Origin of the sequence: Curtobacterium ammoniigenes NBRC 101786 (assembly GCF_001571045.1) — a bacterium.
Lineage (GTDB): Bacteria > Actinomycetota > Actinomycetes > Actinomycetales > Microbacteriaceae > Curtobacterium > Curtobacterium ammoniigenes.
This window is the reverse complement of the sequence record NZ_BCSV01000003.1, coordinates 179,835-194,271: the sequence shown is the minus strand read 5'-3', so window position 1 is coordinate 194,271 and position 14,437 is coordinate 179,835. Positions and strand designations below refer to the sequence as shown.

The window sequence follows — 14,437 nt, the reverse complement described above, 5'->3', positions numbered from 1 at the left end:
GCCCGTTGGAGCAATCGCTACATGACAACCACTACGACCAAGGCTCCGAAGCAGGTCGCCATCAACGACATCGGCTCGAGTGATGACTTCCTGGCCGAGGTCGAGAAGACCCTGAAGTTCTTCAACGACGGAGACCTCATCTCCGGCACCGTCGTGAAGATCGACCGCGACGAGGTCCTCCTCGACGTCGGCTACAAGACCGAGGGTGTCATCCCCTCGCGCGAGCTCTCGATCAAGCACGACGTCGACCCGAACGAGGTCGTCGAGGTCGGCGACGCGGTCGAGGCCCTCGTTCTCCAAAAGGAGGACAAGGAAGGCCGCCTCATCCTGTCGAAGAAGCGTGCGCAGTACGAGCGCGCGTGGGGTGATGTCGAGAAGATCAAGGAGTCCGACGGCGTCGTGACCGGAACGGTGATCGAGGTCGTCAAGGGTGGCCTCATCGTCGACATCGGCCTCCGTGGCTTCCTTCCCGCCTCGCTCATCGAGCTTCGTCGCGTTCGCGACCTGACGCCGTACCTGGGTCAGGAGATCGAGGCGAAGATCCTCGAGCTGGACAAGAACCGCAACAACGTCGTGCTCTCGCGGCGCGCGCTGCTCGAGCAGACGCAGTCCGAGTCGCGCACCACGTTCCTCAACAACCTGCACAAGGGCCAGGTTCGCAAGGGCGTCGTGTCGTCGATCGTCAACTTCGGTGCCTTCGTGGACCTCGGCGGGGTCGACGGTCTCGTGCACGTCTCCGAGCTCAGCTGGAAGCACATCGAGCACGCCAGCGAGGTCGTCGAGGTCGGCCAGGAGGTCACCGTCGAGATCCTCGAGGTCGACCTCGACCGCGAGCGTGTCTCGCTGTCGCTCAAGGCGACCCAGGAAGACCCGTGGCAGGTGTTCGCCCGGACCCACGCCATTGGCCAGCTCGCACCGGGCAAGGTCACGAAGCTTGTTCCGTTCGGTGCGTTCGTTCGCGTCGCGGACGGCATCGAGGGTCTCGTGCACATCTCGGAGCTCTCGAACAAGCACGTCGAGCTCGCCGAGCAGGTCGTCTCCGTCGGCGACGAGGTGTTCGTCAAGATCATCGACATCGACCTCGACCGTCGCCGCATCTCGCTGAGCCTCAAGCAGGCCAACGACGGTGTGGACCCCGAGGGCACCGAGTTCGACCCGGCGCTCTACGGCATGCCGACCGAGTACGACGACCAGGGCAACTACAAGTACCCGGATGGGTTCGACCCGGAGACGAACGAGTGGCGCGAGGGCTTCGAGACCCAGCGCGACGAGTGGGAGCGCGAATACGCTGCCGCCCAGGCTCGCTGGGAGGCGCACAAGGCGCAGGTCGCGAAGACCCTCGCCGACGACGCCCAGGGTGGCTTCGACCTTCCCTCGGCGGCCTCGTCGTCGTTCTCCAGCGAGGCGTCCGGCCAGGGCACCCTCGCCGACGACGCGTCGCTGGCTGCACTCCGCGAGAAGCTCAGCTCCAGCAACTGAGCCGACGCAGATGCTCGAAGAGCCCGGTCCCGCAAGGGGCCGGGCTCTTCCCGTTCCTCGACACGTCGACAGACGGACCGCCGATAGGCTCACCGTGTGCGCATCATCGGTTTGACGGGGGGCATCGCGGCAGGCAAATCGACCGTCGCGCGACGATGGGCCGAACACGGCGGCCATATCGTCGACGCTGACCAGCTTGCGCGCGAGGCGGTCGCTCCCGGCTCACCGGGACTGGAGCGAATCCGGGAGCGCTTCGGCCCGTCGGTCATTCGCCCGGACGGAAGCCTCGATCGCGCGGCGCTCGGGTCGATAGTGTTCACCGATCCGGAGGCGCGAGCGGCGCTCAACGCGATCACCCACCCGGAGGTCTGGCGCCTGGCCACCGCAGCGTTCGCCGCCATCGAGGCGCAGGACCCGACCGCGACTGCGGTCTACGACGTCCCGCTGCTCGCCGAAGCCGCAGCCGATCGCCCGCTGCACTTCGACACAGTCGTCGTGGTCCACGCGCCGAGCGCCGTCCGGATCGAGCGACTCGTCACCGACCGGGGGATGGATCGGGACGAAGCTGAGCGGCGTATCGGTGCGCAGGCATCGGACGCCGAGCGGCTCGCCCTCGCCGATCACGTGGTCGATGCGACCGGCTCGCTCGACGACACCATCGCGTCGGCAGACGACGTGTGGGCGGCGATAACCGGCGGGGGGCCGCGGACGCACGGCGAGCCTCCAGACAGCGCTGGGTGAAGCTGAAGGTGATCGGGTGCGCATCGTGGTGCTCTTGCGGATTGCTCGGTTAGCGTAAGCCCCGTGCGACTGACGATGCGACACGTGCTCCGGGTGACAGCTGCAGTCCTCGCGCTCGTTGCGGTCGCGATCGGCGTCCTCGTCGGCGTGCAGACGGATCAGCACGCAAAGTCGGTTGCCGCGGCCGCTCGGATCGCTCACGCCCGCGCGCTCACGCAACGGGAGCAGGCGATCTCGAAGAACGTCGCCGACTTCCGACGTTTCCGACTCGGCGCAGTCGATGGGGCGCAGCTCACCCCGAACCAGGACGACTACGCCGGGCGAACGGTCGCGAACGGGCCACTTCTCCTGTTCTTCCCGGCGACAGGAGCGCGTCCAGGGGAATACCGGCTGTTCCTCGACTCGGCGGAGGACGTCGGCTACCACGTGCTGGGTCTCGACTATTGGAACCTCGGGCGGACCCTCTCCGGCACCTGCAACACGAACCCCCGCTGCTACACGGAGCTGCAGTGGAACCGCTTCGACGGGTCGCATCCGTCGCCGTACAGCCGAGTGACGCCCGCCGGATCCATCACCGCACGCTTCCGTGACGCCATCACGCATCTCGAGCAGGTCGATCCTGCCGGGGGATGGAACCGGTTCCTCACATCCACCGGAACGATCGAGTGGTCGAACATCGTGGTTGCCGGCCACTCGCAGGGTGGCGGAATGGCTGCGTTCATCGCGCACATTCGATCCGTCGCCGGTGCGCTCATGATCTCCTCACCGGTGGAATCGGACGGCACCTTCCACGCCTCCTGGATGGATCACCCGAGCGCGACGCCGGTGTCGCGTCAGTACGCGATCGACTCCCAGCAGGATGGATTCGGACCCAAGATCTGGGGCTCGTGGCAGATCCTCGGTCTCGCGCCAGCGCAAGGCCCGTGGCGGACCGAACTCGCGCCTCCCGCAGCCGGACAGAATCCGCACGCGATCATCACCACCTATCCGTTCCCGCCGCATAGCGATGCGCATTCGCTGATCATCGAGGACCTGACGCCATTGACGTCGAGCGGGGTACCGAAAATGCTGCCGCTCTGGCACTGGATGCTGACGCGCTTTCCCCTCCCCGCCGTGCACGCCACGACCCCGAGCACGGCGGCGCCGACAGCACCGGCGGCCTCGCCCACCGAAGCCGCCGCGACCCCGAGCCGCTGAACGCGACGCCCAGCCACTGCGGCGCCTGCGCGGGACGGTTCATAGTCCCGCTCAGTAGCATGCATGGGTGCTGCAGGATCGTATCGAGTCGCAGGCCGGCCGTCGGCGGGATCATCCGTACCTGGAGGACGCTCGATCAGGCCGTCGCGTCACCTACCGGGACCTGCATTCCCTCACCGGGTCATGGCGCGAGCTGTTCATCGGCCTCGGACTCGCTCCATCGGCGGCGGTGCTCGTCGACGTCGCCGACCCCCTGACGTTCGCGGTCGTGCATCTGTCCGCGATCGCCGGCGGCTTCCGCGCAGTCCCGGTCGACCCGGGCCAGCCCGCTTCCGAGACCACGCGCCTCGCCGACCTCATCGGCGGGGCATCCGTCGTCGTCTCCGATCGGGAGGCGTCTTCCGCTGTTCCGGGCGTCGCCTTCGTCCGCGTCGACCCCGACACCTTTCTCCCGAGCGTAGCGATCGACGGTCAGGCGCCGGCCTCCAATCCGGAGGCCTTGACCACAGGATCGGTCGTCCTGTTCACGTCTGGCTCGACGGGGACTCCGAAAGGGGTCGAGCTCCCGGAGCCGCAGCTGCTGTTCGTTGCCGATCAGGTCGCAGAGCACAACCGCTTGTCTCCTGATGACCGCGGGTTCAATGCGCTCCCGCTCTTCCATGTGAATGCGGAGGTCGTCGGGCTGCTCGCAACGCTCGCCGCTGGCGCGACGCTCGTTCTCGACCGTCGCTTCCGGCGCACCGGATTCTGGCAGTTGCTCGCGGAGCGTCGGATCACCTGGCTCAACGCGGTTCCCGCAGTCCTGGCTGTGCTGAGCAAGACCGGGCCACTGGAGCTTCCGCCCGGACTCCGCTTCGTGCGAAGCGCTTCGGCGCCGCTGCCAGACCCCGTCCGTGATGCGCTCGGTGATATCCCGCTCGTCGTCAGTTGGGGCATGACCGAGGGCGCTTCGCAGATCACCGCGACACCGCTCGACGCTCCGCGGCGCCCCGGCACGGTCGGCCTCCCCGTCGGCTGCGAGGTCGAGGTCCGCGACGATGCGGGTCGGCCGCTCGGTCCGGACACCGTGGGGGCGCTCTGGGTCCGCGGCCCGGGAATCGTCAACCGCTATCTCTTCGGTCGCGCGCCGGAGCGGTTCGATGCGGACGGGTGGCTCAGCACCGGCGACGTCGGATCGATCGCGGCCGATGGATGGGTCACGCTCGCCGGCCGCTCTGACGATGTCATCAACCGAGGTGGTGAGAAGGTCTACCCGTCCGAGGTAGAGGACGTCCTGCTCGGAGATGATCGCGTGCTCGAGGCGGTGGTCGTCGCACGCCCCGACGAGGTGCTCGGCGCAGTACCCGTCGCCTACGTGATTCCGCACCCGACGGCCGCCGACCTCGACGCGCTCGCGGCGGATCTCGCGGACCGCTGTGTCGACCAGCTTGCGCGGTTCCGCCGCCCGGTCGAGATCACCGTCGTGGACGACCTGCCGCGCGCGCCGACCGGAAAGATCCAGCGCGCGAAGGTGCGCGCCCTCGCGGACGGGGCTCCGGCCGACGGCGACTAGCGACGATCAGGCCTCTTGCGCTTCGACACGCAGCGTGCCGTCCGTAACCGAGACGCGCTTCGGGTTCATGAACCAGGCAACGGTTGCCGCTCCGGCGAGCAGCGCGACGGACAGGGCGAAGGGCCACTGCCAGCCGGCGAACTGGACCAGCGCGCCGAACACGATCGGTGAGAACACCCCGGCGAATCCGAACCCCGTGTTCATCATGCCGCTCGCGGTGCCCGACCACTGCGGCGCGACGTCCATGGGGATCGCCCAGAGATTCGCGTTGGTGAGCTCCAGGAAGAAGAACGACAGCATCAGCGACGCGGACGCCACCCAAAGGTTGTGTGTGACGATGAGCGGCAGCAGGCAGACGGCGGATCCGACGAGGCCGATCATCAGCACGATGCGGCGAGCTCGACGTGTGTTCGCGGTGCGTCGCAGCGCCCGGTCGGAGAGCACTCCGCCGACGGTGTCGCCGATGACGCCGGCGAGCAGGATCAGCGACGTGTAGCCGGCGTAGCTCGCAAGCGGGAGCTTGTACTCCGTCGCGAGGAACGACGGGATCCATGTCAGGAAGACCCAGAGCGTCCAGCCATAGCCGAAGTCGACGAACGAGACCGGGAGGATCTGCTTGGCGAGCGCCTTCCACGGCACCGGCGGCCGGGTTGCCCGCGTCGCTGCCGCCGGAAGCTCCGCAAGTTCCGCGTCGGAGATGCCCTTCATGTCCTCAGGGCGATCGCGGAACATGAACCACCATGTGATCGCCCATGCCACGCTGAGCACTCCCACCCAGACGAATGATTCCCGCCACCCGGCCACCGCGATGATCGCGGCGACGAGGAGTGGCGCGAGCGCGTTTCCGAGTCGCGATGCGGAATGCACGATGCCCTGCGCGAATCCGTTGCGATCGCCCGGGATCCACCGAGTCATCGCCTGCGTGGCCGTCGGGAAGGCTGAGCCCTCCGAGAGCCCGAGCAGGAGGCGCGCCCCAAAAAGCCCGGCGAGCCCCACGCTGAGACCCGTCCAGATCGTCGCGATGCCCCAGACGATTCCGATGATGGTGAGCGCGCGGCGTGGTCCAAGCTTCTCGCCGAACCAGCCGCCGAACATCTGCACGAACGCGTACGGGAGGGCGAACGCGGTGATGACGGCGCCGGCGCCGGCCGGAGTGAGATTGAGGGCCTTCTCCATCGTCGGGAGGGCGGTGGAGATGTTGGTGCGGTCGATGTAGGCGATCGCGTACATCACGCAGAGGAGGATGAGGACGCGGCCGCGCAGTCGTCCGCGGAACGGGCTCGCCTTGGTCGGAACGGTCCTCGTGCTCGCTTTGGCAACCGTGCTCATCTGGCCTCCTCGGTCGGTCAGTCATCGAGTCTTCCGACGCCCCATCGGAATTCCCGATGAGTCGACGATACGCTGCCTGAGAACGTTGCGTTCCGACGTCAGAGGTCGCGCTTAGCATCGGATGCATGTCACTGATGGTTGAGCCGACTCGAGCCGTTCGCCCGTTCGAAGTCATCAGCGAGTACTCGCCGAGCGGCGATCAGCCTGCTGCCATCGCTGAGCTCGCCGGTCGTATCAACGCCGGCGAAACCGACATCGTCCTCCTCGGTGCGACAGGCACCGGAAAATCGGCGACGACCGCATGGCTCATCGAGCAGGTGCAGCGCCCGACGCTCGTGCTCGCCCACAACAAGACGCTCGCCGCGCAACTCGCGAACGAGTTCCGCGGACTCCTCCCGAACAACGCGGTCGAGTACTTCGTCTCGTACTACGACTACTACCAGCCCGAGGCGTACGTCCCACAGACGGACACGTTCATCGAGAAGGACTCGTCGATCAACGCCGAGGTCGAGCGTCTTCGACACTCCACGACCAACTCACTGCTCTCCCGGCGGGACGTCGTCGTCGTCTCCACGGTGTCCTGCATCTACGGTCTCGGCACGCCGGAGCAGTACATGAACGCCTCCGTCGCGCTCCGGGTCGGGCAGACCATCTCCCGCGAGCAACTCATACGGCGATTCGTCGGCATGCAGTACCAGCGGAACGACGTCGACTTCGCACGCGGCACCTTCCGTGTGCGCGGGGACACGATCGAGATCATCCCGATGTACGAAGAGCTTGCGATCCGCATCGAGATGTTCGGCGACGAGGTCGAGGCGCTGACGGCGCTCCATCCCCTCACCGGCAGTACGGTCCGAAATCTGGACGCCATCTCGATCTTCCCGGCATCGCACTATGTCGCGGCAACGGACGTCATGCATCGAGCCATCGGAACGATCAAGGAAGAGTTGGCCGAGCGACTCACCGAGCTTGAAGGACAGGGAAAGCTGCTTGAGGCGCAGCGACTCCGCATGCGGACCACCTTCGATATCGAGATGATGGAGCAGATCGGCTTCTGCTCGGGAATCGAGAACTACTCGCGGCACATCGATGGGCGTGTCGCGGGGGAGGCGCCGCACTGCCTACTCGACTACTTCCCGGATGACTTCTTGGTCGTCATCGACGAGTCGCACGTGACGGTGCCGCAGATCGGCGCCATGTACGAGGGAGACGCGTCGCGGAAGCGCACGCTGGTCGAGCACGGATTCCGTCTGCCGAGCGCACTCGACAATCGCCCGCTCCGCTGGGAGGAGTTCCTCGACCGCGTGGGTCAAAAGGTGTACCTCTCGGCCACACCGGGCCGGTACGAGCTGGGCGTCACCGATAGCGTCGTCGAGCAGATCATCCGTCCGACTGGTCTGGTCGATCCCGAGATTGTCATCAAGCCCACCGACGGCCAGATCGATGATCTGCTCGAGGAGATCCACCAGCGGGTGGACCGCGATGAGCGGGTGCTCGTCACGACGTTGACCAAGCGGATGGCCGAGGAGCTCACCGACTTCCTGGCCAACGCCGGTGTCCGGGTCCGATATCTGCACTCGGACGTCGACACGCTGAAGCGCGTCGAGCTGCTCACCGAGCTGCGCCAGGGGGTCTACGACGTGCTCGTCGGCATCAACCTGCTTCGTGAAGGGCTCGACCTTCCCGAGGTGTCGCTCGTGGCCATCCTCGACGCGGACAAGGAGGGCTTCCTTCGCTCGTCGACGTCGCTCATCCAGACCATCGGGCGCGCGGCTCGGAACGTGTCAGGCCAGGTCCTGATGTACGCCGATTCCGTCACGGATTCCATGCGCCAGGCGATCGACGAGACGGATCGGCGGCGTGAGAAGCAGATCGCGTACAACCGCGAGCATGGCATCGATCCCCAGCCGCTCCGGAAGAAGATCGCCGACATCACCGAGGTGCTCGCGCGTGAGAGCGATGACACGAAGGCGCTGCTCGCCGGTCGCTCCGGCGCCGAAGGCAGGCGGGCACCCACGCCGAACCTCCGGCGAGAGGGCATCGCCGCCGACGGCGCGACCCAACTCGAGGCGACCATCGCGGACCTCAACGATCAGATGCTGCAGGCCGCGGCCGAGTTGAAGTTCGAACTCGCGGCGCGCCTCCGCGACGAGGTCCAGGACCTCAAGAAGGCACTCCGGCAGATGGAGGCCGCCGGCCACGTCCGGTGAGCGGGCGGCCGCAGATGTCAGCGGCCATTCGTAGGATTGGGGTGATGTCGATTTCTTCTCCGCCGACGGCCGATCGCGCCGATGTTGGCGAGCCCGCCAACCTGCACGTCCCTGGTGCGAACGGTCCGACGAGCCGCTCCACGTTGAGCGTTCGCGGTGCTCGCGTGCACAACCTGCACGACGTGAACCTCGAAATCCCTCGAGACTCGCTTGTCGTGTTCACCGGGCTGTCCGGGTCGGGGAAATCCTCGCTCGCCTTCGACACGATCTTCGCTGAGGGGCAGCGCCGCTACGTCGAGTCGCTGTCCGCCTATGCCCGCCAGTTTCTCGGACAGGTCGATCGGCCTGACGTCGACTTCATCGAGGGGCTCTCGCCCGCGGTCTCGATCGACCAGAAGTCGACGAACCGAAACCCACGATCGACCGTCGGAACGATCACTGAGATCTACGACTACATGCGCCTGCTCTGGGCGCGCATCGGGATCCCGCACTGTCCCGTCTGTGGCGAAGTGATCAGCAAGCAGAGTGTGCAGCAGATCGCGGACCAGCTCATGCGACTCGAGAGCGGCACTCGGTTCCAAGTCCTCGCGCCGATCGTCTCGCAGAAGAAGGGCGAGTTCGTCGATGTGTTTCAAGAGCTCGCTGCCTCCGGGTATGCCCGCGCAGTGGTGGACGGTGAGCGCATCCAGCTGACTGATCCGCCGCGGCTGAAGAAGCAGGTCAAGCACGACATCGCAGTCATCGTCGATCGCCTGGTCGCCAAGGACGACATGCTCGGGCGGCTCACCGACTCGCTCGAGACCGCCCTCCGACTCGCCTCCGGCACCGTGACGATCGACTTCGTCGATGCCGAGGGGCCCGGAGCACTCCGGAGCTATTCCGAGAACCTGTCCTGCCCGAACAATCACCCGCTCGCCCTGACCGAGATCGAGCCCCGGACCTTCTCGTTCAACGCTCCGTTCGGCGCCTGTCCCGAATGCTCGGGCCTCGGCACCCGCATGTCGGTCGACCCCGACCTCGTGCTCGGTGATCCGGATGCATCGCTCCGCGAAGGCGTGCTGCTGCCCTGGACCGGAACGAGTGGCCTGTACTCCTATTTCGAGAAGCTGCTCGAGGGGTTGGCCAAGGAGCTCGGCTTCTCGATGGATGCCCCGTGGAGCGAGCTCCCGGGGTCGGTGCAGGCGTCGATCCTGACCGGCAAGGACTTCGAAGTGTCCGTCGCCTGGCGGAACCGCTTTGGGCGTGAGATGCGCTACACGTCCGGATTCGAGGGCGTCATGCCCTACATCGAGCGGAAATACGCCGAGGCCGAGTCCGACACGCAGCGCGCACGATTCCAGGGCTATCTCCGTGAGATCCCATGCCCGGTGTGCGACGGAACGCGCCTGAAGCCCGAGGTGCTCGCCGTTTCCGTCGACGATCGGAGCATCGCGGAGATCTGCGCGCTCAGCATCGAGGATGCGTACCGGTTCATCGCGGACATCCGCCTGACCGAACGGGAGGCGCACATTGCGGCCGCCGTGCTCCGCGAGATCCGCGCGCGCCTCGAGTTCCTGCTCGAGGTCGGTCTGTCCTACCTCACCCTCGCCCGCGGTGCTGGGTCGCTCTCCGGTGGAGAAGCGCAGCGAATCCGGCTCGCGACGCAGATCGGATCCGGACTCACCGGCGTGCTCTATGTCCTCGACGAACCGAGTATCGGGCTGCATCAGCGCGACAACCGCCGGCTCATCGACACGCTGGTCAAACTGAAGGACCTGGGGAACACGCTCATCGTCGTCGAGCATGACGAAGACACGATCCGCACCGCTGACTGGGTGGTCGACATCGGCCCCGGGGCCGGCGTGAACGGTGGGCACGTCGTCCACTCCGGGACGTACGCAGCCATGATCGAGAACCGAACGTCGATCACCGGCGACTACCTCGCGGGTCGCCGATCGATCGCGGTTCCCGCGGAGCGCCGACCGGTCGATCCGAAGCGCGTCATCGCGGTTCAGGGCGCGCGCGCGAACAACCTCCGTTTGGTCGACGCGGAGTTCCCGCTCGGCGTGTTCACCGCCGTGACCGGCGTCAGCGGCTCCGGGAAGTCGACGCTGGTCAACGACATCCTCTACAAGGTTCTCGCGAACCAGCTCAACGGCGCTCGGCACGTGGCCGGAAAGCACACGCGAATCCGCGGCCTGGATCAGCTCGACAAGGTCGTGCACGTGGATCAGGCGCCCATCGGTCGCACGCCCCGTTCGAACCCGGCGACGTACACCGGCGTGTTCGATCGGATCCGGCAGCTTTTCGCCGAGACTCCCGAAGCAAAGGCACGCGGATACCAGCCGGGTCGCTTCTCGTTCAACGTGAAGGGCGGCCGGTGCGAGAACTGCGCCGGCGACGGCACCATCAAGATCGAGATGAACTTCCTGCCGGATGTCTACGTCGCGTGCGAGGTCTGCGGGGGAGCGCGCTACAACCGCGAGACACTTCAGGTGCACTACAAGGGCAAGAACATCTCGGAAGTCCTCGACATGCCGATCAGCGAGGCCGCCGAGTTCTTCGAACCGATCTCGGCGATCGCTCGATACATGCAGACCCTCGTTGATGTCGGGCTCGGGTATGTCCGGCTCGGGCAGTCCGCCACGACTCTGTCCGGTGGCGAGGCCCAACGCGTCAAGCTCGCGACGGAACTGCAGCGCAGATCGACCGGTCGGACCGTCTACGTGCTCGACGAGCCGACCACGGGCCTCCACTTCGAAGACGTCCGAAAGCTGCTGCTCGTGCTGCAGAGCCTTGTCGACAAGGGAAACACTGTCATCACGATCGAGCACAATCTCGACGTCATCAAGAGCGCGGACTGGATCGTCGACCTCGGACCCGAGGGCGGCTCCGGCGGTGGCATGATCGTCGCCACCGGCACTCCGGAGGAGGTGGCGCAGAACCCGGCGAGCCACACGGGTGTCTTCCTTCGTGAGATCTTCGATGCCCAGGACGCACGAGTGGGGGTCGCGCGCGGTGTGAGCAAGCGCGAGTCCGGTTCGTCGGCGCGTCGCCGCGAGAAGGCGGGTGCACGGTAGGTGGCGAACACCGTCCCATGGCGACCGAAGGCGAGTGAGATTCCGACCGACCCCGGGGTCTATCGGTGGCGCGACGCAAACCGCCGTGTCTTGTACGTCGGCAAAGCCAAGAATCTCCGCGCCCGACTCAGCAATTACTTCGCTCCGCTGCCGACGCTCCACGAGCGGACGCGCAGGATGGTCCTGACGGCCGCGAGTGTCGAGTGGACCGTGGTGGGCTCGGAAATCGAGGCGCTCCAGCTTGAATACACATGGATCAAGGAATTCGATCCACCGTTCAACGTCAAGTTCCGCGACGACAAGTCCTATCCATACCTCGCCGTGACACTGGCGGACGAAGCTCCACGCGTGATGGTCACGCGCAACCGCGCCATCAACGGCGCTAAATACTTCGGCCCATATCCGAAGATCTGGGCGGTGCACGACACCATCGACCTGATGATCAAGGTGTTCCCGATCCGCACCTGCTCGGACGCCAGCTACAAGCGTGCCATGCAGACGGGGAAGCCCTGCTTCCCCGGCCAGATCGGCAAGTGCGGAGGCCCGTGCTCGGGTCGCGTGTCAATCGAGGAGCACCGCGCGATCGTCGACGAGTTCGTCCGCTTCATGGGCAGCTACGACCGGCGTGTCATCGCCGAGCGGCGCGCACGCATGGCCGCCGCGGCCGACGCGCAGCGGTACGAAGAAGCGGCACGCTACCGCGATCAGGTCGAGGCGCTCGAGGCGGTGCTCGAGAAGTCCGCGGTCGTCCTGCGGGACAGCGTGGACCTCGATCTGTTCGGCATCGCGGAAGACGAACTCGCCGCTGCCGTGCAGCAATTCACCGTCCGCGGCGGTCGGATTCGGGGTGTGCGGGGTTGGGTCGTCGACAAAGAGCTCGACATCTCGACCGCCGATCTCGTCGAGCAGGTGCTCGAAGACGTCTACGCGGCTGAGGCCCCACCGCGAGAGATCGTCGTCCCGGCCCTCCCCGACGACGCCGAGGCGCTGCAGGCGTGGCTCGGCCAGCGCCGCGACGGCCGCAGCGTCCGACTGAGCACCGCGCATCGCGGTGACCGTGCCGGTCTTGCCCGGACGGCCACGACCAACGCGGCGCAGGCACTGCTCCTCTACAAGACGAAGCGCAGCGCGGATTACACCACGCGCTCCGCCGCTCTCGCCGACATTCAGGATGCCCTCGGCCTTGCCGAGGCGCCACTCCGGATGGAGTGCTACGACATCTCGCACCTCCAAGGAACGAATGTCGTCGCCTCCATGGTCGTGTTCGAGGACGGGCTTCCCCGCAAGGACCAGTACCGGCGATTCACGATCGCCGAGACCACAGACGACACCGACAGCATGTACCAGGTCCTGAGCCGAAGGCTCGCCCGTCTCGACGACGACGCTGAGCCTCCCGCGGTCGCGGATCCCACGAGCGACGGTGTCATCGCGAGCGAGAAGCCGACCAAGCGATTCGCGTATCGTCCCCAGCTGCTGGTCGTCGACGGCGGCCAGCCGCAGGTCGCTGCGGCGAAGCGCGCGCTCGACGACGCAGCGATCTCCGACATCGCCGTCGTCGGCATCGCGAAGCGATTGGAGGAGCTCTGGTTGCCCGACGAGGACTTCCCCGTGATTCTTCCCCGCAATTCCGAGGCGCTTTTTCTCATTCAGCGTCTTCGCGACGAAGCACACCGGTTTGCGATCACGCACCAGCGCACCCGGCGGAAGCGCGACATCCGCAGTCAGCTCGAAGACATCCCGGGTCTCGGGTCGACCCGGATCACGGCGCTGCTCAAGCACTTCGGATCGGTCGCTCGCCTCCGGTCGGCGTCGACCGAGCAGATCCAGGCCGTTCCCGGCATCGGTGCGACGACCGCGGCCGCCATCGTGGCCAGTCTTGGGCAACCGGCGGATACGCTGGAACGACGGGCAGACAGCCAGGACGAGACGACACCAGCACCGACGGAGCCAGTGAGCGCATGAGCGACAGCGCACCCCCGCAGCACGACGTGCTCATCGTCACCGGTATGTCCGGAGCGGGACGCTCCACCGTCGGCAAAGCGCTCGAAGACCTCGGCTGGTACGTGGTCGACAACCTGCCGACGCAGATGCTCGGTCCGCTCACAGACCTCGCCGACCGGGCCGGTGAATCCATCCCGAAGATCGCCACGGTGGTCGACGTGCGCGGTGGCCGCTTCTTCACTGCACCGGAAGCCGCCGTGCAAAGCCTCCGTGAGAGCACCAGCGCTCGTGTCCGCGTGCTGTTTCTCGAGGCGACCGACCAAGTGCTCGTCAGGCGCTTCGAGCAGGTGCGCCGTCCGCACCCGCTGCAAGGGGAAGACACGCTCCTCGACGGGATCGCTCGCGAACGGGCACGGCTCCGGAGCCTTCGTGAGGCCTCGGACATCATCATCGACACCTCGGACCTGAACATCCACCAGCTCGCGAAGGCGGTGACGGACAAGTTCGCCGAGGACCATTTCATCGGCGTGCAGGTCACGCTCATGAGCTTCGGGTTCAAATACGGGCTGCCCGCGGACGCCGACATGGTCGGTGACGTCCGGTTCCTGCCGAACCCCTACTGGGTGCCGGAACTGCGGGGCCACACCGGCCTCGACGCCGACGTCTCTGAATACGTGCTCGAGCAACGCGGAGCGCGCGAATTCATCGACCGGTACGCCGCGGTGCTGGAGCCGGTCCTCAGCGGATACCAGCGCGAGAACAAGAGACACGCTACGATCGCCATTGGCTGCACCGGCGGGAAGCATCGCTCGGTCGCCATCGTCGCCGAACTGGCGAGTCTCGTTCGCGGGATGCCAAATGTGGCCGTGCGTGTCAAGAACCGCGACCTCGGCAGGGAGTGATCGCTCCTCCCGCCCCGCCCCTTCCGA

General features: G+C 66.5%; 9 protein-coding genes. 8 read left to right on the top strand and 1 reads right to left on the bottom strand.

The genetic code is table 11. The features are described 5' to 3' along the window. Nucleotides 1-21 precede the first annotated feature (21 nt). The 4 genes from rpsA to CAM01S_RS07915 all read left to right on the top strand — a co-directional run bounded on the left by rpsA (nucleotide 22) and on the right by CAM01S_RS07915 (nucleotide 4,969). A complete protein-coding gene (gene rpsA, locus CAM01S_RS07930) occupies nucleotides 22-1,479 on the top strand; it encodes a 30S ribosomal protein S1 (RefSeq protein WP_066519206.1) in 1,458 nt (485 codons plus the stop codon). 96 nt (nucleotides 1,480-1,575) lie between these two features. After that, nucleotides 1,576-2,220 (top strand): dephospho-CoA kinase, encoded by a 645-nt coding sequence (coaE, locus tag CAM01S_RS07925; protein WP_066519203.1) that lies wholly within the window; start codon nucleotides 1,576-1,578, stop codon nucleotides 2,218-2,220. 63 nt (nucleotides 2,221-2,283) lie between these two features. After that, the gene (locus CAM01S_RS07920) at nucleotides 2,284-3,417 is read left to right on the top strand and encodes a BPSS1187 family protein (protein WP_066519200.1); all 1,134 of its coding nucleotides are present in this window, start codon (nucleotides 2,284-2,286) and stop codon (nucleotides 3,415-3,417) included. 67 nt (nucleotides 3,418-3,484) lie between these two features. Next, complete coding sequence (locus tag CAM01S_RS07915) at nucleotides 3,485-4,969, top strand: class I adenylate-forming enzyme family protein (protein ID WP_066519197.1); 1,485 nt, start codon at nucleotides 3,485-3,487, stop codon at nucleotides 4,967-4,969. Nucleotides 4,970-4,975: 6 nt separating this feature from the next. Here the strand turns inward: CAM01S_RS07915 and CAM01S_RS07910 are convergent, their stop codons facing one another. Next, nucleotides 4,976-6,298: an MFS transporter gene (locus CAM01S_RS07910; RefSeq protein WP_066519188.1), complete on the bottom strand. Its 1,323-nt coding sequence runs from the start codon at nucleotides 6,296-6,298 to the stop codon at nucleotides 4,976-4,978. Nucleotides 6,299-6,423: 125 nt separating this feature from the next. Here CAM01S_RS07910 and uvrB point away from each other — a divergent pair, with 125 nt between their 5' ends. From uvrB to rapZ, 4 genes are read left to right on the top strand one after another with little or no spacing between them, the layout of a single operon-like run. Continuing rightward, entirely contained in the window at nucleotides 6,424-8,508 is a 2,085-nt protein-coding gene (uvrB, locus tag CAM01S_RS07905; protein WP_174520419.1) for an excinuclease ABC subunit UvrB, read from the top strand. A 44-nt stretch (nucleotides 8,509-8,552) separates the two neighbouring features. Further along, nucleotides 8,553-11,567: an excinuclease ABC subunit UvrA gene (gene uvrA, locus CAM01S_RS07900; protein ID WP_083527864.1), complete on the top strand. Its 3,015-nt coding sequence runs from the start codon at nucleotides 8,553-8,555 to the stop codon at nucleotides 11,565-11,567. Further along, entirely contained in the window at nucleotides 11,568-13,529 is a 1,962-nt protein-coding gene (uvrC, locus tag CAM01S_RS07895; protein WP_083527863.1) for an excinuclease ABC subunit UvrC, read from the top strand. Beyond that, nucleotides 13,526-14,410, top strand: a complete 885-nt coding sequence (rapZ, locus tag CAM01S_RS07890) for an RNase adapter RapZ (protein ID WP_066519184.1) — start codon at nucleotides 13,526-13,528, stop codon at nucleotides 14,408-14,410. Before uvrC ends, rapZ begins: the two co-directional genes overlap by 4 nt. Nucleotides 14,411-14,437 lie beyond the last annotated feature (27 nt).

Excerpts from the sequence above, each read along its gene's own strand:
- rpsA (WP_066519206.1), top strand. The coding sequence starts at position 22 with ATGACAACCACTACGACCAAGGCTCCGAAGCAGGTCGCCATCAACGAC.
- CAM01S_RS07910 (WP_066519188.1), bottom strand. The coding sequence starts at position 6,298 with ATGAGCACGGTTGCCAAAGCGAGCACGAGGACCGTTCCGACCAAGGCG.
- uvrB (WP_174520419.1), top strand. The coding sequence starts at position 6,424 with ATGTCACTGATGGTTGAGCCGACTCGAGCCGTTCGCCCGTTCGAAGTC.
- uvrA (WP_083527864.1), top strand. The coding sequence starts at position 8,553 with ATGTCGATTTCTTCTCCGCCGACGGCCGATCGCGCCGATGTTGGCGAG.
- rapZ (WP_066519184.1), top strand. The coding sequence starts at position 13,526 with ATGAGCGACAGCGCACCCCCGCAGCACGACGTGCTCATCGTCACCGGT.